We start from the raw sequence: 18,275 nt of genomic DNA on the forward strand, positions 1-18,275 counted from the left end.
GCGCGCGCGGGCGGCGCGGGGGGGGGGCCCCCGGCGGGGGTGTGCCTCCGGGCGCGGGGCGGGGGCGGGGGGGGCCGCGGGGGGGGGGGGGGCGCCCCCGGGGATCAGCCGGTGACGGTCACCCCGGCGAACTCCTCCGCGGTCAGCGGGGACGGGACGAGCCCGTGCACGTTCTCGCCGACCACGATCGCGGGCGGCGAGTGCGACAGCGGCACGGCGGGCAGGTACTCGGCCAGCAGCTTGCGGTTGATCTCCTGGTACCGGCCGTTGCGCTTCGCCTCGTCCGGTTCGCCGTCGGCGGCCCGGAGTTCGGCGGCCAGCGGCTCGCCCCACGGGGATCCCGCGGTGTAGAAGCGGCTCGTGGGCGTGCCGAAGAACGTGCCGATGAAGTTGTCCGGCGTGTTGTAGTCCCCGGTCCAGCCGAGCAGGAAGACGTCGGCGCGGGCGTTGTCCACGTCGTCGATGTAGCCGCCGTTCCACGGCTTGCTCACCGCGTTCACCGTGATGCCGACCTCGCGGAGGTCTTCGGCGAGCGCGTTGTAGATGCCCTGCGGGTCCGGCATGTAGGGCCGGGTCACCTCGGCGGGCCAGTAGAAGGTCAGGGTGAGGTCGGCGGCGCCCGCTTCGGCGAGCAGCTGCCGGGCGCGGTCCGGGTCGTGCGGGTACTGCCGCACGTCGGGCGCCCAGCCATCGACGGTGTCCGGGTAGAACTGGGTGGCGACCTCGGCGCCTTCCGGCAGGTTCGCCCGGACCAGGTTCTCCCGGTCCACCGCGTGCGCCAGCGCCTGGCGCACCCGCAGGTCGCGCAGCTTCGGGTTGTTCTTCTGCGTGATCCCCAGGTACATGATGTTGAACGGGTCGCGGATCTCGACCTGGTTCCCCGCGTCCCGCAACGCCTTCAGGTCGGCGGCGTTCGGCAGGTCGTAGCCGTCGATGCCGCCGGATTCGAGCTCCTGCTTGCGGGTGGTCTCGTCCGGGATGATCCGGAACGTGAGGTCGTGCAGCTTCGCCTTCTCGCCCCAGTACTCGTCGTTGCGCTCCAACCGGATCGCGGCGTTGCCCTGGTCGTAGGAGACGAACCGGAACGGTCCGGTGCCCGTCGGGTGCGACTGCGCGTACTCGGGGTAGGTGAAGCTGTCGCCCACGGCGCGCACGTCGTTCGCCCGGTACCGCTCCATCGCCGCGGGCGACTGCATGCTGAACGCGGGCAGGCCGAGCAGGTCGGGGAACTTCGAGGTGGCGCGGGTGAGGTGCACGGTCGCGGTCGCCGGGTCCGGGCTCTCGCAGGACGCGTACAGCGAGGGCTGCGCGCCGTCGGCGAAGCCGCCGAAGTTCTCGATCCAGTAGTAGGACAGCGCGTTGTTCTGCCCGGCGCCGGTCTGGTGGTACCAGCGCTCGAAGTTCGCGCAGACCGCGCTGCCGTCGAAGTCGGTGCCGTCGTGGAACTTCACGCCCTGCCGGAGGTGGAAGGTCCAGGCCTTGCCGTCGGCGGTGTGCTCCCAGCTCTCGGCGAGCTCCGGTTCGACGTCGGCGGTGCCCGCCTTGAAACCGACGAGCCCTTCCATGATCTGGCGGGTGACGCGGAACGTCTCGCCGTCGGAGGCGTAGAACGGGTCGAACAGGTCGGGAGCCCCCGCGGCGCCGAAGGTGAGGCTGCCGCCCTCACCACCGCCCTCGCCGCGTTGGGACTCGGCACATCCTGCCGCTGCTGCCACGAGCGCGCAGGCGATTCCCGCGATCGCGGCCCGGCGCCGGATGCCGGACGGGTGCGGCCTCGACGGAGCTCTCATCACAGCACCTCGATGTGTCTCAGGTCTCACATTGCGGAGAACACTAGCCCGCGCGGCGCCCCCATTGGAGTAGGTCAGGTTACGATCTCGCTACCTCGACGAATCCGCGCTCGCGAATTTTCCCAACGATCGCCGAGCATTCCGGGAATGCGCAGCACCCGCTCCGACCTGCACGTTCGCCCCGTCAGATCAGTTCTCATTCCCGCGCGGACGCGGTTTTCCCGCCGCGGAATTGACCCGGACGGCTCAATCCGGTGCACCGTTCACCGTCGATTCCGGCACGATCCCGCAGCAGCGATTCCCAGTTCGCCCAGCCCGTTGTCCGAGGCCGGGCGAGCGCGATTCCCGCCGAGCGGATCAGCCGGGTGCGCCGGTCGCGGCGGGGCCGATCCGGACGTCGGCGCGGGCGCGGGTGCCGTCGGCGGCGAACCAGTCCCGCTCGAAGCGCTGCCAGCGGCGCAGCTCGCCGCGCGCGCCCTCCCCGTCCCGCGCCACCGCCCGTTCCAGGCGCGCGGCCGGCCCCACCGGCTCCACCCAGACCACAGTGGACAATCGTGGCGCGAGGTCCGCGCGCGCGGCGGAAACCCCTTCCAGCACCAGGACTTCCGGCACCGGAACCGGCACGTGCGCGCCCAGCACCGGGAGCCCGCCCGGCCACTCGGTGCGGCGGTACCCGCCCGGCCGGCCCGCGGCCAGCGGCTCCAGCACGCCCGCGCGCAACCGGGGCCACCACTCGACCGGCTCGTCCCAGGTGGCGAAGTCATCGGTGCGGACCAGGCGGGCGTCGACCCCGCCCAGCCGGGACAGCAGCAGGTCGGCGAACGTGGACTTGCCCGCCCCCGACGGGCCGTCCACCGCCAGCACCCGCACCGGGCCCAGCCGCGCCGGGGCCGCCAGCAGGTGCGCGACCGCCGCGTCGGCGGCCCGCTCGAACTCGTTCACCGCGGCACCTCGACCCGGTGGCGGGACGCCCCGCGCCCCGCCACCCGGTTCACATCGCGCGGCGGCCCGACAGGGCGCGCCCCAACGTCAGCTCGTCCGCGAACTCCAGGTCACCGCCCATCGGCAGGCCCGAGGCCAGCCGCGTCACGTTCAGCCCGGGGAAGTCCCGCAGCATCCGCACCAGGTACGTCGCCGTCGCCTCCCCCTCGGTGTTCGGGTCCGTCGCGATGATCACCTCGGTGATCTCGTCGGTCCCGATGCGGGTCAGCAGCTGGCGCACCCGGAGCTGGTCCGGACCGATGCCCGACAACGGGTCCAGCGCACCGCCGAGCACGTGGTAGCGGCCCTTGAACTCGCGGGTGCGCTCCACCGCGAGGACGTCCTTGGGCTCCTCGACCACGCACACCAGCGCGGTGTCGCGGCGGGCGTCCTGGCAGATCCGGCACTTCTCCTGCTCGGAGACGTTGCCGCAGATCTCGCAGAACATCACGCCTTCCTTGACCTTCTGCAGCACCTCCTGCAACCGGGTCACGTCCGCCGGTTCCGCCGCGAGCAAGTGGAAGGCGAGGCGCTGGGCGCTCTTCGGACCGATGCCGGGCAGCCTGCCCAGCTCGTCGATCAAGTCCTGGACCGGACCTTCGTACACCGTGGACGCTCCGTCACATGCCGGGCAGGCCGAGCCCGCCCAGTCCCTGGCCACCGCCCAGCGCGCCGGTCACCGGGCCCATCTTCTCGGCCTGGAGCTCCTGCGCGGCCCGGTTCGCGTCGCGCACCGCGGCCACCACCAGGTCCGAGAGCGTCTCGGTGTCCTCGGGGTCGGCGGCCTTCGGGTCGATGGTCACGGCCTTGAGCTCGCCGGTGCCGCTGACGACCGCCGTCACCAGCCCGCCGCCCGCGCTGCCGGTCGCTTCCGCGTCGGCGAGTTCCTGCTGCGCGCTCATCAGCTGCTGCTGCATCTGCTGCGCCTGTTCCATGATCTGCTGCATGTTCGGCTGGCCACCCGGTTGCACCGTGGTCCTCCAGAGCTGTTCGCGGTCGCCGCTGGGGTTCGTCGCGTGGCGCTGTCGATCGCGCCCGGCGTTCCGGCTCACCGGCCCGAACCCAGCGTGGGCACGTGCCCGAACGGGCACTCCGCCCAGGGTAGTCGTGCCGGAGCCGCCCCGGCCGCGACCACCCGCCGTGTCGGCCCGCGGGTCAGCTCGGCCGGTGGAAGGTGACGGTGAGGCCGCCGCAGGACGGGCAGTTGCGCATGACGTCGTTGCCCGGTTCCTGGTCCTGCTTCGACCACCCGTACGCGCGCGGGCAGTGCTCGTTGAGGGCGTCGCTGTAGGGCGTCTTCTCGTCGCGGCTCGGGTTCGTGCACAGCTGCGGTTGCCCGTCCTCGCCGCCGGTGAGGTTCTCCGGCGGGCAGTACGGCAGCAGCGGTTCCGCGCAGCCGACCTGCTCGCACTGGTTGGAATCCGGCGGCGGGTCGGCGTCGTCCGGTTCGATGGTGATCGGCAGCGACACCGCGTTGACGTAGCTGACGTTGTACCAGGGCGCGTCCGGGTCGGCGGGGTCGAAGTTGAACTCCGCCAGCCCGGCCGGTTCCTCACCGGTGGTGCAGGTGTCCGCCTCCGGGCCGCAGTCGCCGATGGCGCAGTGGAAGTCGGCACCCGGTTCGCCGGAGCAGCCCTGGCGGGCGAAGAACTTGCCGCGCCAGTGCCCCGCTTCGCCGGACTCGGGGACGGTGATCGTCGCGGACTCGCCGTCCGCCAGCACCGGCAGGCCGGTGAGCTGCTCCGAGCCGTCCGGGTTGGTGGTGCTGCCGATCCACAGCTGCTCGCCGGAATCGTTGACGAAGGTGACGGTGTGGTCCGGGGTCTCCTGCGCCGTGGCCGAAGCGGCCCCGGTGAGCAGGAGCAGGCCGGTGAGCAGGCACGCTGATGTCCGCATGGGTCCTCTTCCAGCAACGCGGCGGCTGAGCGGTCGCCGATCATCGTAAGACGCCGAGGCCGTCCTGCCGCTGCGGCGAATTTCCCAGGGTCCGGTGGCCCGGTTTCACCCCTGCGGCGGTAGCACTCGACTCCGCCGGGCGGCCGGTCGCGACCAGGCGGACGGCCCAACCCGCGTCGCCCACCGGCCGCAACGATCAAGGTGTTGATCACCTCCTCCCGGCAGGTCCCCGGGGGCGCCGCGCGTGACAAGGTGAGCGCATGGCGGTGGACATGGTGCGGTTGCTGGAACTGGCGAGCTGGCGGGCGTTCGACGTGGACGAGGCGGGACGGGTGCTCGCCGGGTCCGACGAGTCGGGCTCCACCCAGCTCGTGGAGCTCTCCCCCAACGGCGGCGCGACCGCGCTGACCGCCCTGTCCGGCGCGGTCACCGGCCGGTACCTGCCCGGCGAGCGCGCGGCGATCATCCAGCACGACACCGGCGGCAACGAGCGCGGCCAGCTGTCCCTGATGCGCCTGGACCGCCGCCGCACCCGGCCCGCCGAGCTCGACGACCTGCAGCCGCTGGTGCGGGACCCGCGCTACGTGCACCGGCTGCTGGACGTGCTGCCCGGGCGGCTCGTGTACGCCACGAACCGGCGCAACGGCGTCGACTTCGACGTGGTCATCCGCAGCGCGCTCACCGGCGAGGAGATCGTCGTCTACGACGGCGGCGGCATGGTGCAGGAGGCCGCCGCGTCCCCGGACAGCCACTACCTGGCGCTGACGCTGCCCGGCGAGCGGCCGATGTCCGACCAGGTGCTGCTGGTGGACACGATGCCCACCACCGACGGCGGGCGCCTCCGCGTGCTCACCGGACCCGGCGAGCACACCCGCAACACGCACGTCCGCTGGCTGCCCGACGACTCCGGGCTGGTCGTGAGCAGCAACGCCGACCGGGACCGCGTCGGCGTGGCCCGCATCGACCCGCGCACCGGCGACCGCACCTGGCTGGTGACCTCCGAGGAGCACGACCTGCTCGGCTGGCTGGCGCCGGACGGGAACTCGCTGCTGGTGCAGGCGAACGACGACGGCGCGGGCCGGCTGGCGCTGCACGACGCGCGGACCGGGCGGTTGCGGCGCGAGGTCCCGCTGCCCGGCGAAGGCTGGTGCGCGTTCCCGCTGCCCTCCCCCGTGTGGTCCCCCGATTCGCGGCTGGTCGCGCTGTCCTTCAGCGCCCCCGACGTGCCCGGCGACGTGCTGGTCCTCGACGTCGAGCAGGACGACCCGCCGCTGGCGATGACCGGCTCGGCGGCCGCGCTCGCCGGGGAACGCCTGGTCACACCGTCGGTGCACCGGGTTCCCACGCCCGACGGCGAGCAGGTGCCGTGCTTCGCGTACCGGCCCGAGGACCCCACCGGCTCCTCGGTGCTGATCATCCACGGCGGGCCGGAAGGCCAGTCGGTGCGCACCTTCAACCCGATCGTGCAAGCGCTCGCCGCGCAGGGGCACACCGTGCTGGTGCCGAACGTGCGCGGCTCCACCGGCTACGGGAAGCGCTGGTACAGCGCCGACGACGGGCGCAAGCGGCTCGATTCGGTGCGGGACCTCGCGGCGCTGCACGACTGGCTGCCGAGCCTCGGGCTGGACCCGGCGCGGTCGGCGCTGTGGGGCGGCTCGTACGGCGGGTACATGGTGCTGGCCGGGTTGGCGTTCCAGCCGGAGCGGTGGGCCGCCGGGGTGGACATCGTCGGCATCTCCTCGCTGGTGACGTTCCTGGAGAACACCTCGCCGTACCGGCGGGCGCACCGCGAACGCGAGTACGGCTCGCTGGCCGCGGATGCCGAGTTCCTGCGGGAGGCCTCGCCGCTGACGCACGTGGACGCGATCTCGGCGCCGCTGTTCGTGATCCACGGGGCGAACGACCCGCGGGTGCCGCTGTCCGAGGCCGAGCAGCTGGCGACGGCGGTCCGCCGCGGTGGCGTCGAGTGCGAACTGCTCGTGTTCGACGACGAGGGCCACGGCTTGGCGAAGCGCTCCAACCGCCTCGACGCCTACCCGAGGGCGCTGGCGTTCCTCACCCGCCACCTGATCTGACGCGCCGGGTGAACGGCCCACTCGCCCGTTGCGGCCGGGCTGGGGGGCCGTTCACCTGGGGACGTCACTCGTCGATCTTGCGGGCGCCCAGTTCGGCGGTGAACAGCTGCACGGCCTCGTCCTCCCGGTCGCGGCGCGGCATCGCTTCGGCGGCGGACGCCGGGGAGGAGTCCGCGATCATCGACTCCTCGTCCTCCTCGTCCGGCGGCGGCGCCGCGGGCGGCGGGTACGCGTCCTCCGGCGGCGGTTCGTCCTCCGGCGGCGGCTCCGGGGGCGGCGGGATGTCGTCCGAGCGACCCCGGCCGGACGGCGCACCGCGGCGGGCCGGGGCGGGACGGCGCTGGCCGTTGCCGGATTCCGGTGGGCGCTGCTCCTGGTGCTGCGCCGCGCTGGGCCTGCTGTAGGTCGGGGGCGCGGCGGGCTGCGCGGGCTGCTGGGGCGCGGGCTTCGCGGCCCCGGCGGGACGCTGCGGCGGCGGGGCGGCACCGGCTTCCACGCAGCGCACGTCGTAGTCGGTCCCCGCGCCGAGCACCTCGGCCATCGCCTCGCGCACGAAGTCGATGCGCCGCTGCTGCGCGAACTGCTTCACCAGCCCGGAGGTGGGCATGGTCAGCACCAGCGTGCCGTCGGCGTAGTCGTGCACCGTCGCGTTAAGCAGCAGCGCCTGGGTGGGCCGGTTGCGCTGGGCGACGGCGCGCAGCAGGTCGGTCCACACCCGGCGCACGTCGGCGGCGCCGAAGCCCGCGGAGTGCGCGGCGCCCGGGTCGGCGACCGCGGGTTCGGACGGTTCGGACTGCGCGGGCTGCGGAGCCGGAGCGGCGGCCGGGCGGCCCTGCTGGGGTTCGGGCTGCTGCGGCGCCTGCTGGGGTTCGGGCTGCTGCGGCGCCGCCTGCTGGGGTTCGGACTGCTGCGGTTCGGGCTGCCGGGACTCGGGCCGCGGCGCCGGTTCCGCTTCCGGCGCGGCCGGCGCTGCCGCCTGCGGAGCCGGGGCTTGCGGCGCCGGGGCCTGCGGAGCCGGGGCCTGCGGTTCGGCCGCGGTCTGCCGGTCGCTGGGCCGCTGGAACACCCGCTTGCCGGCGGACGCGTCCCCGGCGGGAGCGGCTGCGGCCGGGCCGGTGGCCGCGGCGGGAGCGGTGGAACCGTCGGCAGCCGCGGGCGGCGCCAGCGTCATCCGCCGCTCGACCTGCTCGACGCGCTGCAGCAGCGCGCCCTCCGACTCGGACGCGGCCGGGAGCATCATCCGGGCGCACAGCAGTTCCAGCAGCAGCCGCGGCGCGGTGGCCCCGCGCATGTCCTGCAGCCCGGTGTGCACGATCTCGGCGAACCGGGACAGCGTGGCGGCGCCGAGCTGTTCGCTCTGCGTCTGCATCTTGGTGAGCTCGTCACCCGCCGCGTCGATGAGCCCGCGGCCGCCCGCGTCGGGCACCGCGTGCAGCAGCACCAGGTCGCGGAGCCGGTCGAGGAGGTCGGCGGCGAAGCGGCGCGGATCGTGCCCGGCTTCGACGAGCTTGTCGACCGTGCCGTACACCGAGGCGCCGTCCCCGGCGGCGAGCGCGTCCACCATGTCGTCGATGAGCGCCACGTCGGTGACGCCGAGCAGCGCCACCGCCCGCTCGTAGGTGACGCCCTCGTCCCCGGCCCCGGCGAGCAGCTGGTCGAGCACGCTGAGCGTGTCGCGCGCCGAGCCGCCGCCCGCGCGGATCACCAGCGGGTACACGGCCGGTTCGACCCGCACGCCTTCGTCGCCGCAGATGCGTTCGAGCAGTTCGCGCATCACCCCGGGCGGCATCAGCCGGAACGGGTAGTGGTGCGTCCGGGACCGGATGGTGGTGAGCACCTTGTCCGGTTCGGTGGTGGCGAACACGAAGATGAGGTGCTCGGGCGGCTCTTCGACGATCTTCAGCAGGGCGTTGAAGCCCTGCGTGGTCACCATGTGCGCTTCGTCGATGATGAAGATGCGGTACCGCGATTGGGCGGGCGCGAAGAAGGCCCGGTCGCGGAGTTCGCGGGTGTCGTCGACGCCACCGTGGCTGGCCGCGTCGAGCTCGACGACGTCGACGCTGCCGGAGCCCTCCGGGGCGAGCGCCACGCACGAGTCGCATCCCCCGCACGGGTCCGGCGTCGGCCCCTGCGCGCAGTTCAGCGAGCGGGCGAGGATGCGCGCGCTGGACGTCTTGCCGCAGCCGCGCGGCCCGGAGAACAGGTACGCGTGGTTGATGCGCTGCGCCGACAGCGCGGTGCGCAGCGGTTCGGTGACGTGCTCTTGGCCGACGACCTCAGCGAAGGTCGCCGGACGGTACTTGCGGTAGAGGGCGAGCGCCACGGTCGGAACCCTACGCGGTGGCACCGACGCCCCGGATCGGGACGTGGGGGTGCGGGCGGCCGGGGAAAAGTAAGCGGGACCCCGTGCACCCGCCAGAGCCCGCTTACCCTTGCTGCCTTCCGGCCCTGGGGGAGTTCACAGGATGGACGCCGCACGGAGTCCCACCAAGAGTCTAGCGCGTACCTCGGCGGGCTTCGAACCCCCTCCGGGCCCCGTTCGGTGCGAGCCGCGCCACCTGGGCCGGTCGTCGCCTGATTCGGCCGTTTCGGGCATGATCTGCTGCATGTCTCTGCGGATCTCTTTTGCCGGTCGCCGGGCGCTCGTGCTCGGCAGTGCGGTCGCGGCTCTCGCGCTGACCGCGTGCACGCCCCCTGGTGAACCGTCCACCCAGCCGCCCGGTCCGGGCACGCCGCCGCCTCCGGCGGTGCAGGAGCAGCAGAGCGGTGGTGGCGGGCAGACGTTCGAGGGCACGCTGGCGCAGCCCGGCGGCCAGGGCGGCGCGTTCACCTACAACCCGCAACTGGCCCCGGCGGGCGCGCAGGTGAAGGCCACCGTCGACGGCTCCGAGCAGTCCACGGTGGTGACCTTCACCGTCACGGGCCTGCAGCCGAACCGCGGGTACGCGGCGCACGCGCACGTGAACGCGTGCGGGCCGACGGGCGACGCGGCGGGTCCGCACTTCCAGAACCAGCAGGATCCGGCGGCCGGACCGGGCAACCCGTCCTCGGACCCGGCGTACGCGAACCCGCAGAACGAGATCTGGCTGGACCTGCAGACGGACGCGCAGGGCGCGGGCAGCTCCACGGCGACGGTCCCGTTCGGGATCACCGGCGAGCGCGCCCCGAAGTCGATCGTGGTGCACGAGGAGTCGAACACGAACACCGGCGCGGGCCAGGCCGGCACCGCGGGTGGCCGTGCCGCCTGCCTGAACATCCAGTCCTGAGGCCGGAGACCGGTCGGTGCGGGGGCCTCGCACCGACCGGCCCGGACGGCCCGGCGCTGTCGGGGTAGGTCACGCCGGGCCTGCTCATCGGCCGCTCCCGCGAGGGGGCGGCTCTTCGCTTTTCAGCGGCCGTTGTCGGCGGCCGTTCCCATCGGTCCTGCTCGGCTGTTCTGCTCAGTTGTTCCGCTCGCGCCTGCTCGGTGGCCCGCTCGGCAGCCCCACTCGGCGGCCGTTCCCATCGGTCCTGCTCAGCGGTTCTGCTCAGTCACTCTGCTCAGCGGTCCTGCTCAGTCGGCTGCGCAGCGGCTCTGCGCAGCCGCTGCTGCTCGGCGCGGAGCCACCGCCGCGCCTCGACGCGCAGGTCGCGGTCGTCGACCCAGTCGCGGCCTACCCGCACGGTGTCCACCAGCGCCTCGTCACCGTGCGAGCCGCGCACGTCCCCGCGGTGCACCGTGATCACCCCGGATCCGCGTCCCCAGCGGAACGTGTGGCCACCGCCCACCGGTTCGTAGCACCAGGTCATCGGCAGGAACGACTTCGGCCTCACGACCGCAGGCCGAAGATCCAGCCGACTTCGCGGCAGCGCAGCGGGGCCTTCGGCGCACCGGGGGCGCCGTGCGCGGGCAGGGCGAGCAGTTCGGCGACGACGTCGGCGACGCTCCCCCGCCGGTGCCAGATCGCGTGCGGCACCGGGTTTTCGAGGTCGTCCACCCGGAAGCGGGCGGCCAACGCGTCCTGCTCGGCGCGGACCAGGTAGACGTCCATCGCACCCGCGCGGACCCGGAAGCCCTGCACGGCGTCGATCTCCGCGAGCGACGGCAGGTACCGGAACCGGAACCCGGCGCGCACGGTCGCCGCGATCACCCCCAGGTGCGAGCCGAACCGAGCCTCCATGACGTTCATCGGCCACCTCCTCGTGAATCGATCAACCTCGGAATTTCATGAAAACTACAACCTGCAATTGAAGGTTCTTATGCCTAGGAAGAGTGATCTTGCGGAGGCGAGGCGGCTGGACAAGGCACCATGCCCGAGGACGCTTCGACGAGAAGGAACGATGGTGGCGACGCAGCAGAACCCGGCCATTCGACGTGTGCAGCTCGGGTTGCTCCTCCGAGAGCTCCGCGACCGCAGCGGCGTGCAATCCGGTGCGGTCGCGAAGGAACTGGACTGGTACCCGGGCAAGCTGACGCGGGTCGAGAAGGGCGAGCTCACCGTGGCCGCCGCCGAGATCAACGTGATCCTCGGGCTCTGCGGGGTCCCGGACGGCCCGGAAGCCGACAAGATCCGCGCACTCGCCTCCGAAGCGAGGAAGCGGGACCGGCCGAGCCGCATCCCGGACTGGGCCAGGACTTACGCGGGCATGGAAGCGCTCGCGTCGGAGATCAAGGTGCACAACGGTGACCTGATCCCCGGCTTCATGCAGACCACCGACTACGCCCGAGCGTTGCTCGCGACATCACTGGTCACCGCGGAGTCCACCGCGCATCGGCGAGCAGACGAGCGCTTTCAGCGCGGGACCAGAATCGTGCAGGACGACGGTCGCCCTATCACCACGATCCTCGGCGAGGGGTCGCTCAACTACGAGGTCGGCGGCCGAGAAACTCTCCGCGCCCAGCTGGAACGCCTCAGAGAGCTCGCCGACCTCGACCACGTCGAGATTCAGGTTCTGCCTTACTCCACCGGAGAGCACGCAGCCCTCGGAACTCCGTTCACAATCCTGCACTTGGATGATCCGCACGCGACCTACGTCTACGTCGAGGGCTTGACGGACGCCGATTATCTGGAGAAACCTGCTCACACGTCCGTGTACGTGCAGGCGTTCGACAAGTTGAGGGAAGTCGCACTTAACCGCCGTGAGTCAGCACGCCGACTGGACGACCGGATACGGGATCTTCGCTAGGAGCAGCATGCAGGCCAGTGACTTCGGATCGTCAGTTGCGTGGCGAAAGTCCCTCTACAGCAGTGGAAACCACAACTGCGTCGAAGTCGCCACCGTCGCCGCAGGTACCGGTATCCGGGATTCCAAGCTCGGTGCTGCGGGCCCGGTCCTCGCGTTCGGGCACGGCGCGTTCGACGACTTCCTCGCCGCGATCAAGGACGAGCGGTTCGGATGACCCCCGTCCGGGGCTAGGCCGCACAGCTCGAACTCCGGTACACACGGGCATGAACATCGACATGCCGACACATGACCTCGCACCGGGCACCTGGCGGAAATCCAGCTACAGCACCGGAAACGGCGGCATCTGCGTCGAAGTCGCCACCGTCGCCGCAGGTACCGGTATCCGGGATTCCAAGCTCGGGGCCGCTAGCCCGATCCTCACGTTCGGGCACGGCGCGTTCGACGACTTCCTCGGTGCCGTCAAGGGCGGGCGGTTCGGGCGGTAACGGGGCGGGTGGTCAACGCGCTCAACGGGACGAGCACACCGACCCGAGGAGCCGACCATGCGCATGATCTTCGTGAACCTGCCGGTCGAGGACGTCCGGAAGTCGCGGGCGTTCTTCACCGAGCTCGGGTTCGAGTTCGACGACGAGTACTCCGACGAGAGGACCGCCTGCCTCGTGCTGGAGCGGAACATCTTCGCGATGCTGCTGGAGCACGACCGGTTCCGGGACTTCATCAACGGCGACCTCGCCGACCCGGCCGACACCGAAGTCCTCAACTGCATCACCGTCGACACCCGCGAGGAGGTCGACGCCCTCGTCGCGAAGGCCATCGCGGCCGGTGGCGAGGCGTGGAAGCCGAGCTCCGAGATGGGGCCGATGTACGGCGGCAGCTTCCGCGACCCCGACGGGCACGTGTGGGAGCTGATGCATCCCGGCGGCTGATCGGTGCGCTGCGAGCGGAATCCGACCGCACCCCGGTGATCCGTGGCTAGGGTCCAACCCAGCCGACGGACGGAGGAACCATGCCGCTCGAAGTGGACCCCGAGCTGAAACCGCTGCTGGACGCGTACTTCGCGAGCCGCCCCGCCCCCGAGGCGCCCGGGGACGCGCTCGCCATCCGGCGCAGCATCGAGACCGCGCTGGCCGCCGCGCCCACCGAACTCCCGGCCGGGGTCCGCAGCACCGAACGCACCGCGATCGGCTTCGACGGCGCGGAGATCGGGCTCTGGTGGCTCACCGCGGGCGACGAGCGCCCCGGCTCGGCGGTGGTGTGGCTGCACGGCGGCGGCATGGTCTTCGGCGACGCGCGGCCGTGCCTGCCGAACGCGGCCGGGCTCGTCGCGGCCACCGGGGTGCCGGTGCTGGTCGTGGACTACCGGTGCGCGCCGGAACATCCGCACCCCGCGCCCGTCGAAGACGCCTGGACCAGCCTCGCCTGGCTGCACGAGCACGCCGCCGAGCTCGGCGTGGACCCGGCGCGCATCGCGATCATGGGTGAGAGCGCGGGCGGTGGCCTCGCCGCCGGGGCCGCGCTGCTGGCGCGGGAGCGCGGCACGCGACTCGCCCGGCAGATCCTGATCTACCCGATGCTCGACGACCGCACCACCGAACCCGATCCGGAGCTGGTGGCGCTGGCGACCTGGTCCTACGAGCGGAACGCCACCGGGTGGGGCGCGCTGCTCGGCGAGCTCGCGGGCGGCCCGGACGTGCCGGCGACCGCGGCACCCGCCCGCGCCACCGACCTGCGGGGGCTTCCCCCGGCGTACGTGGAGGTCGGGGACCTGGACATCTTCCGGGACGAGGACGTCGAATACGCGCGCAGGCTGTCGTTGGCCGGAGTCCCGGTCGAGCTGCACGTCCGGCCGGGCTGCCCGCACGCGTTCGAGAGCGCCGTCCCGGATTCCGACGTGGCGCGGCGCGTCCGCCAGGACCGCGCCCGGGTCCTCCGCGCCCTCTGATCGCCGCAGCGCACCGGCCGCGCCGCTCGGGTGAACCGCCCGTTCGCCCGATCCGCCGGTCCGGCAGGCCGTTCACCTGGGCCATTCGGGGGTGCCGGACCGGTCGGCGCGGAGGGGACCCCGGCGCGGAGTGATCATCGTCCTCCCGTACACTTCCGCGTGGAGGATTGGCCGAGCGGCCTAAGGCGCACGATTGGAAATCGTGTTGGGTTAATAGCCCTCACGGGTTCGAATCCCGTATCCTCCGCCAGCCGGAAGGCCGGGCACCGATCAGGTGCCCGGCCTTCTGCTTTCCCGGGTTCCCGGAGAACCCCGTCGGGGCCGATCGCCCCGCGAGGACTCGAACCGCTCCGCCGGGCTGCTAGGCGGAGTCGCCCAGCTCCTGCACTTCACCCTTGGACGCGTCCCGCTGCGGTTGTCCCATGACTCCCCCCTTCGTCACCCAGTGCCCACAGCGTACTCACCTTGAGTGACACCCAGAAGTGCCTACCGGAAGTTCTCGGCCCGACCGGTGCGACGATCTCCGGCCCGATTCGCGATGATCACGCGGTTGCGGCCCCCGCCGCGGCGGCCCGGTACCGCCGCGCCACCGCCGAGAAGGCGGCCTTCGGTTCCCACTCCAGGTCGGGATAGGTCGTCCCCCGCCGCCCTTCGAGGATCTTGACGATCCCCAGGCCGGCCCGGTCCAAGTCGTCCCTCGGGTCGCCGTCCGGGCGGTGCGGGTAGCCGGGCAGGGCGAACAGGAACACGAACGCGCCGTCCACGCCCTCCGCTTCGAAGATCTCCAGCAGCTCGTCCAGGTAGGCGGCCTGACCGGCCTCGTCGCGCTCGTAGGAACCGGTCAACCGCACCGGAACCCGGGTCCGCGGATCGTGCTCGACCACCTCCAGCACCCGTCCCCCGCGGTCTCCCGCGCCCCGGTAGGCCGCGGTCCCGAACCCGGTGATGGCGAGCGGCTTCGGACCGCGGGCCAGCTCGCGCACCGCTTCGCGGAACCCGTCGGCGACCTCGGCGGAGCGGATCAGCTCGAACGTCGCGAAGTCGAAGGGGGCCCAGTCGACCTGCTCGAACTGGATGGCGGCGTAGGTGAGCCCGCCCCCGAAGTACTCGCGGACCGCGGCCGCGGCGTCGCGCAGGAACGCGTTGACGCGCCCGCCGAGCTCGCGCAGCGCCGCGGCCCGCTGCTCAGGCCGGCCCACCAGCTGCTCGACCCGCTCCTCGGGGGTGTCGCCGGGCAGGAACCCGCGGTTCATCACGCTCAGCTCGACCCCCGCGACGAACACGACCTCGGCTCCTCGCCGCCGGAGCCGTTCCGCCCGCACGGCGCAGTCGCGGAACAGCGCGAGGATCTGCTCCGGTTCCAGTTCGAGCGGGTAGGGCGAGAACCAGACCTCCAGGCCGAGGTCGGCGGCGGCACCGGCGGCCAGCTCGATGCGCCGCGGGTCGCCGCCGATGATCTGGACGGCGTTGCAGTGCAGGTCGTCGCGGATGATGGCGAGCTCGCGCCGGACCACCGCGGGGTCGAAGTGCTCGCGGGACGTCCGGCCGTGCACGACGAACCCGGTGTCGTAGGTCATTCCCCTTGCTCGCATGGCGCGATCCCCTCCGTCGGTCTTCCGGCGGACGAGCGTGACAGCAAAAGTGCGCGCACGCAAGTTTGCGTGCACGCACCTGGCCGTGGGACGCTGGCGCCGTGACGACGGCACCGGGGTTGCGGGAGCGGAAGAAGCAGGCCACGCGCGAAGCACTGCGCGCGGCGGCGCTGCGCCTGGCGGTCGAGCGCGGGCCGGACCAGGTGCGGGTCGAGGACATCGCCGAGGCGGCCGGGGTCTCGCCGCGCACCTACAACAACTACTTCGCCAGCCGCGAGCAGGCGATCGTCTCCGCCGTGACCGCGGACCGGGAGTCGCGGATCGCCGCCGCGGTCGCGGCCCGGCCCGCCGAGGTGCACCTGGCCGACGCCGTCACCGACGCGGTGGTCGAGCAGCTCACCGGCACCGGCGAGCACGACCCCGAGGCGCTGCTGCTGATCACCACCCGGCCCGCGCTGCGCGACGCGTTCCTCGACACCACCGCCGGCATCGAAGGGCCGCTCGCGGCGGCCATCGCCGACCGCGCGCCCGGCACCGAGGCGACCGCCGCCCGAGTGCTCGCGGCGAGCGTCGCCGCGGCGGTCCGCATCGCCCTGGAGACCTGGCTCCAGCCGGCCGGGAGCGCCGACGGCCTGGTCGTCCCCACCGGCCCACTACCCGACCAGCTCCGCGCAGCCCTGGCCCCCCTCACCCCAGCCCTCGACGCAGCCGAGCACCCCTGACCAAGATCGTCCTTCCTGTCAGCGGCGAAGCCGATGAGCAGAAACCACCTGACCAACCGGACCACCCGCGGGTTCTCAGCGGGATTCTCGCGAGGACAGCTTTTTCCCTCGTGGCGGAGCCACTTGGGAAAAAGATCCCGCAGCGAGAATCACGCTGAGGTTCCGCCACCCCACTCCCGAGCAACGGGACCGGGAAGGCCATCAAGGCCGAAGGCGTGCGAGTTGGGGGTCGTGGTCGCTGGTCTGGTCGGCGAACTCGGCGTTCACGTGCACCACGTCGTAGTCCACCCGCCCGACGCCCGGGGTGGTGAGCACGTGGTCGAGCGCCTGGGCGTTGCCCTCGTACACGTAGCTGTACCGCTCGACCGGCGGCAGCGCGTCGGCGGCGGAGCTCAGCAGCCCGCCCTCGGTCAGCGCGGACACCGCCGGGGAGAAGCCGAAGTCGTTGAGGTCGCCGGTGACGACGACCTTCGCGCCCGGGTCGATCGCCGTGAGGTCCGCGACGAGACCGCGCACCAGCCGGGCCTGCTCGACCCGCTGCCGCTCCGACTCCCGCGCGGGCGGCTGGAACCGGCCGTGCATCGGCTGGTCGCCGCCCTTCGAGGTGAAGTGGTTCGTGACGACGAACACCTGCTCGCCGCGGAACGAGAACTCGCCGACCAGCGGCTTCCGGCTCGCCTCCCATGCCGGGTCGGCGGGCGCGATGCGGCCCGGGGAGGCGCTCAGCTCGGCGCGGTCCCCCGCGGGCACCGCGCGGACCGGCGTGACCGCGTCCCCGCCGGGACGGTCCACGAAGGACACCCGGGCCGGGTCGAACAGGAACGCCACCCGGATGTTGCCGCCCGGCTGCCCGCCGTCGGCGCCGTCCACCGGGTCGATCTGCCGCCACTCGTAGCGCGGGCCGCCCGCGGCGGCGATGGCGTCCACCAGGCGGCGCAGCGTGCCGTCGGCGGCGACCACCCCGTCGTCGGTGGCGCCGGTGTCGTCCTGCACCTCTTCGAGGGCGATCACGTCCGGGGCCGCCAGGTTCACCGCGACGCCGCGGGCCAGCCGGTCGAGCTTCGACTGCTCGTCGGTGCCCGCCAGGTTCTCCACGTTGTAGGTGGCGACGGCCAGTTCGTCCGGATCCTGCGCGCGGGTGACCTCCGGTTCGACGCCCACCGGCCGGTGCTCGCCGAGCGCCGTCGCCGCCAGCAGGTAGCCGCCGAACCGGCTGTAGTCCAGCGGCCCCTCGGTGCGCCCGGTCAGCTCGTCGCCGACGTTCGCCGCCGGGACCGGCAGGCCCACCGGCTCCACCTTCAACCGGCCCGAGTTCGGCTCGTCGTAGCCGGTGTAGGTGGTGGTGCCGCGCTCGCCGGCCTGCTGCGCGGGCTTCGAGGTGACGGTCAGCGCGCCGTACGAGTCGGTCGGGCCCACCACGCGCGCGTCGGCGACGGAGACGTTCATGTGCTCGCGGGACTCGTAGTAGTCCAGCGCGAACCGGGCCGGGTCGAGCGGCAGCGCGTCCAGCTCGCCGTCCGGGGCGTACGCCGCCGGTACCGATTCCGGGGCGATCGGCTCCGCCGCCGGGACCGGTGCCGCGCCGGTGATCTCCCAGGTGGCGCCGGACAGCTCGGTCACCGACTGGTTCGGCGTGGTCTCCGGCTGCTCGCCGTCGCCGACCGCGTAGTACTCGGCGACCGTGCCGGACACCGCCACCACGTCGCCCACCGCGACCCGCGGCGGCGCGTCCGGGGTGTAGACGAACAGGCCTTCGCTGGTGCGCGGATCGCCGTCAGGTTCCGGGTCCTGGAACCAGAAACCCGGTGCGGTGCCCTCGGTCCGGACGCCGGTGACCACGCCCGGCACACCGCTCACCCGCTGCCCCAGCAGAGGCGAGACGCGGCCCGCGCCCTGCACGTCGTGGATGCGCACCTCGGCTGCCGCCGCCGAACCCGGCAACACCATCAGCACCCCGCACGCGGCCAGCGCCCCGGCCAGCACCTTCGACGATCCCACTCCGAACCCCCAGCGCTCGAACGATCACAGCGGCGCCCGACGCTACCGCGCGCAGGTGACGCCCGAACCGATTTCACCCGTACGCCGGGCGAAACCTCGTCGATCGAGACCGC

General features: G+C 72.7%; 18 protein-coding genes, 1 tRNA gene and 1 other RNA gene. 9 read left to right on the forward strand and 11 right to left on the reverse strand.

All coding sequences use genetic code 11. The features are described from left to right. Positions 1–104: 104 nt before the first annotated feature. From LCD33_RS10725 to LCD33_RS10745, 5 genes are all read right to left on the reverse strand, one after another. Positions 105–1,790, reverse strand: coding sequence for an ABC transporter substrate-binding protein (locus LCD33_RS10725; RefSeq protein ID WP_224957106.1), 1,686 nt, complete (start codon positions 1,788–1,790; stop codon positions 105–107). Positions 1,791–2,147: 357 nt separating this feature from the next. Further along, positions 2,148–2,732: a uridine kinase gene (locus LCD33_RS10730; protein ID WP_224957107.1), complete on the reverse strand. Its 585-nt coding sequence runs from the start codon at positions 2,730–2,732 to the stop codon at positions 2,148–2,150. Between the two features lie 49 nt (positions 2,733–2,781). After that, complete coding sequence (gene recR, locus LCD33_RS10735) at positions 2,782–3,378, reverse strand: recombination mediator RecR (RefSeq protein ID WP_224957109.1); 597 nt, start codon at positions 3,376–3,378, stop codon at positions 2,782–2,784. 13 nt (positions 3,379–3,391) lie between these two features. After that, on the reverse strand, positions 3,392–3,718 hold the full coding sequence (locus tag LCD33_RS10740) for a YbaB/EbfC family nucleoid-associated protein (protein WP_224957125.1): 327 nt from the start codon (positions 3,716–3,718) through the stop codon (positions 3,392–3,394). Between the two features lie 208 nt (positions 3,719–3,926). Continuing rightward, the gene (locus LCD33_RS10745; RefSeq protein WP_224957111.1) at positions 3,927–4,667 is read right to left on the reverse strand and encodes a thaumatin family protein; all 741 of its coding nucleotides are present in this window, start codon (positions 4,665–4,667) and stop codon (positions 3,927–3,929) included. Between the two features lie 260 nt (positions 4,668–4,927). On the opposite strand from LCD33_RS10745, the gene LCD33_RS10750 reads away from it, so the two are divergent. Further along, entirely contained in the window at positions 4,928–6,742 is a 1,815-nt protein-coding gene (locus LCD33_RS10750; RefSeq protein WP_224957113.1) for a S9 family peptidase, read from the forward strand. A gap of 64 nt (positions 6,743–6,806) precedes the next feature. Here the strand turns inward: LCD33_RS10750 and LCD33_RS10755 are convergent, their stop codons facing one another. Together LCD33_RS10755 and ffs are read right to left on the reverse strand one after the other, a co-directional pair. After that, positions 6,807–9,065 (reverse strand): DNA polymerase III subunit gamma and tau, encoded by a 2,259-nt coding sequence (locus LCD33_RS10755; protein ID WP_224977784.1) that lies wholly within the window; start codon positions 9,063–9,065, stop codon positions 6,807–6,809. A gap of 69 nt (positions 9,066–9,134) precedes the next feature. Then, an RNA gene (gene ffs / locus LCD33_RS10760) (signal recognition particle sRNA small type) lies at positions 9,135–9,231 on the reverse strand. 117 nt (positions 9,232–9,348) lie between these two features. Between ffs and LCD33_RS10765 the strand changes: the two genes are divergently transcribed. Further along, positions 9,349–10,008 carry a superoxide dismutase family protein gene (locus LCD33_RS10765; protein ID WP_224957115.1) on the forward strand — a complete coding sequence of 220 codons (660 nt, stop codon included), beginning with the start codon at positions 9,349–9,351 and terminating at the stop codon, positions 10,006–10,008. A 274-nt stretch (positions 10,009–10,282) separates the two neighbouring features. Here LCD33_RS10765 and LCD33_RS10770 read toward each other — a convergent pair whose 3' ends face one another. Beyond that, a complete protein-coding gene (locus LCD33_RS10770; RefSeq protein WP_224977785.1) occupies positions 10,283–10,555 on the reverse strand; it encodes a hypothetical protein in 273 nt (90 codons plus the stop codon). Continuing rightward, positions 10,552–10,911 carry a hypothetical protein gene (locus LCD33_RS10775; RefSeq protein WP_224977786.1) on the reverse strand — a complete coding sequence of 120 codons (360 nt, stop codon included), beginning with the start codon at positions 10,909–10,911 and terminating at the stop codon, positions 10,552–10,554. The genes LCD33_RS10770 and LCD33_RS10775 overlap by 4 nt, the downstream gene beginning before the upstream one ends. Before the next feature lie 151 nt (positions 10,912–11,062). On the opposite strand from LCD33_RS10775, the gene LCD33_RS10780 reads away from it, so the two are divergent. From LCD33_RS10780 to LCD33_RS10805, 6 genes are all read left to right on the forward strand, one after another. Continuing rightward, the gene (locus LCD33_RS10780) at positions 11,063–11,908 is read left to right on the forward strand and encodes a helix-turn-helix transcriptional regulator (RefSeq protein ID WP_224967318.1); all 846 of its coding nucleotides are present in this window, start codon (positions 11,063–11,065) and stop codon (positions 11,906–11,908) included. Between the two features lie 7 nt (positions 11,909–11,915). After that, the gene (locus LCD33_RS10785) at positions 11,916–12,122 is read left to right on the forward strand and encodes a DUF397 domain-containing protein (RefSeq protein ID WP_224977787.1); all 207 of its coding nucleotides are present in this window, start codon (positions 11,916–11,918) and stop codon (positions 12,120–12,122) included. 61 nt (positions 12,123–12,183) lie between these two features. Next, on the forward strand, positions 12,184–12,393 hold the full coding sequence (locus LCD33_RS10790; protein ID WP_224977788.1) for a DUF397 domain-containing protein: 210 nt from the start codon (positions 12,184–12,186) through the stop codon (positions 12,391–12,393). A gap of 57 nt (positions 12,394–12,450) precedes the next feature. Beyond that, positions 12,451–12,834: a VOC family protein gene (locus LCD33_RS10795; RefSeq protein ID WP_224957123.1), complete on the forward strand. Its 384-nt coding sequence runs from the start codon at positions 12,451–12,453 to the stop codon at positions 12,832–12,834. An 80-nt stretch (positions 12,835–12,914) separates the two neighbouring features. Then, positions 12,915–13,850: an alpha/beta hydrolase gene (locus LCD33_RS10800; RefSeq protein ID WP_224957124.1), complete on the forward strand. Its 936-nt coding sequence runs from the start codon at positions 12,915–12,917 to the stop codon at positions 13,848–13,850. A gap of 161 nt (positions 13,851–14,011) precedes the next feature. After that, a tRNA-Ser gene (locus LCD33_RS10805) sits at positions 14,012–14,100 on the forward strand. 292 nt (positions 14,101–14,392) lie between these two features. On the opposite strand, the gene LCD33_RS10810 is transcribed toward LCD33_RS10805, so the two are convergent. Further along, positions 14,393–15,442 (reverse strand): hypothetical protein, encoded by a 1,050-nt coding sequence (locus LCD33_RS10810; protein ID WP_224957126.1) that lies wholly within the window; start codon positions 15,440–15,442, stop codon positions 14,393–14,395. A 101-nt stretch (positions 15,443–15,543) separates the two neighbouring features. On the opposite strand from LCD33_RS10810, the gene LCD33_RS10815 reads away from it, so the two are divergent. After that, positions 15,544–16,164 (forward strand): TetR/AcrR family transcriptional regulator, encoded by a 621-nt coding sequence (locus LCD33_RS10815; protein WP_224957127.1) that lies wholly within the window; start codon positions 15,544–15,546, stop codon positions 16,162–16,164. Between the two features lie 201 nt (positions 16,165–16,365). Here LCD33_RS10815 and LCD33_RS10820 read toward each other — a convergent pair whose 3' ends face one another. After that, a complete protein-coding gene (locus LCD33_RS10820; RefSeq protein WP_224957199.1) occupies positions 16,366–18,111 on the reverse strand; it encodes an endonuclease/exonuclease/phosphatase family protein in 1,746 nt (581 codons plus the stop codon). Between the last annotated feature and the right edge of the window lie 164 nt (positions 18,112–18,275).

The sequence above is a fragment of the Saccharopolyspora sp. 7B genome (assembly GCF_020177435.1).
GTDB classification, from domain to species: domain Bacteria; phylum Actinomycetota; class Actinomycetes; order Mycobacteriales; family Pseudonocardiaceae; genus Saccharopolyspora_C; species Saccharopolyspora_C gregorii.

Excerpts from the sequence above, each read along its gene's own strand:
- LCD33_RS10725 (WP_224957106.1), bottom strand. The coding sequence starts at position 1,790 with ATGAGAGCTCCGTCGAGGCCGCACCCGTCCGGCATCCGGCGCCGGGCC.
- LCD33_RS10740 (WP_224957125.1), bottom strand. The coding sequence starts at position 3,718 with ATGCAGCAGATCATGGAACAGGCGCAGCAGATGCAGCAGCAGCTGATG.
- LCD33_RS10745 (WP_224957111.1), bottom strand. The coding sequence starts at position 4,667 with ATGCGGACATCAGCGTGCCTGCTCACCGGCCTGCTCCTGCTCACCGGG.
- LCD33_RS10750 (WP_224957113.1), top strand. The coding sequence starts at position 4,928 with ATGGCGGTGGACATGGTGCGGTTGCTGGAACTGGCGAGCTGGCGGGCG.
- LCD33_RS10765 (WP_224957115.1), top strand. The coding sequence starts at position 9,349 with ATGTCTCTGCGGATCTCTTTTGCCGGTCGCCGGGCGCTCGTGCTCGGC.
- LCD33_RS10775 (WP_224977786.1), bottom strand. The coding sequence starts at position 10,911 with ATGAACGTCATGGAGGCTCGGTTCGGCTCGCACCTGGGGGTGATCGCG.
- LCD33_RS10780 (WP_224967318.1), top strand. The coding sequence starts at position 11,063 with ATGGTGGCGACGCAGCAGAACCCGGCCATTCGACGTGTGCAGCTCGGG.
- LCD33_RS10785 (WP_224977787.1), top strand. The coding sequence starts at position 11,916 with ATGCAGGCCAGTGACTTCGGATCGTCAGTTGCGTGGCGAAAGTCCCTC.
- LCD33_RS10790 (WP_224977788.1), top strand. The coding sequence starts at position 12,184 with ATGCCGACACATGACCTCGCACCGGGCACCTGGCGGAAATCCAGCTAC.
- LCD33_RS10795 (WP_224957123.1), top strand. The coding sequence starts at position 12,451 with ATGCGCATGATCTTCGTGAACCTGCCGGTCGAGGACGTCCGGAAGTCG.
- LCD33_RS10800 (WP_224957124.1), top strand. The coding sequence starts at position 12,915 with ATGCCGCTCGAAGTGGACCCCGAGCTGAAACCGCTGCTGGACGCGTAC.
- LCD33_RS10810 (WP_224957126.1), bottom strand. The coding sequence starts at position 15,442 with ATGCGAGCAAGGGGAATGACCTACGACACCGGGTTCGTCGTGCACGGC.
- LCD33_RS10820 (WP_224957199.1), bottom strand. The coding sequence starts at position 18,111 with ATGGTGTTGCCGGGTTCGGCGGCGGCAGCCGAGGTGCGCATCCACGAC.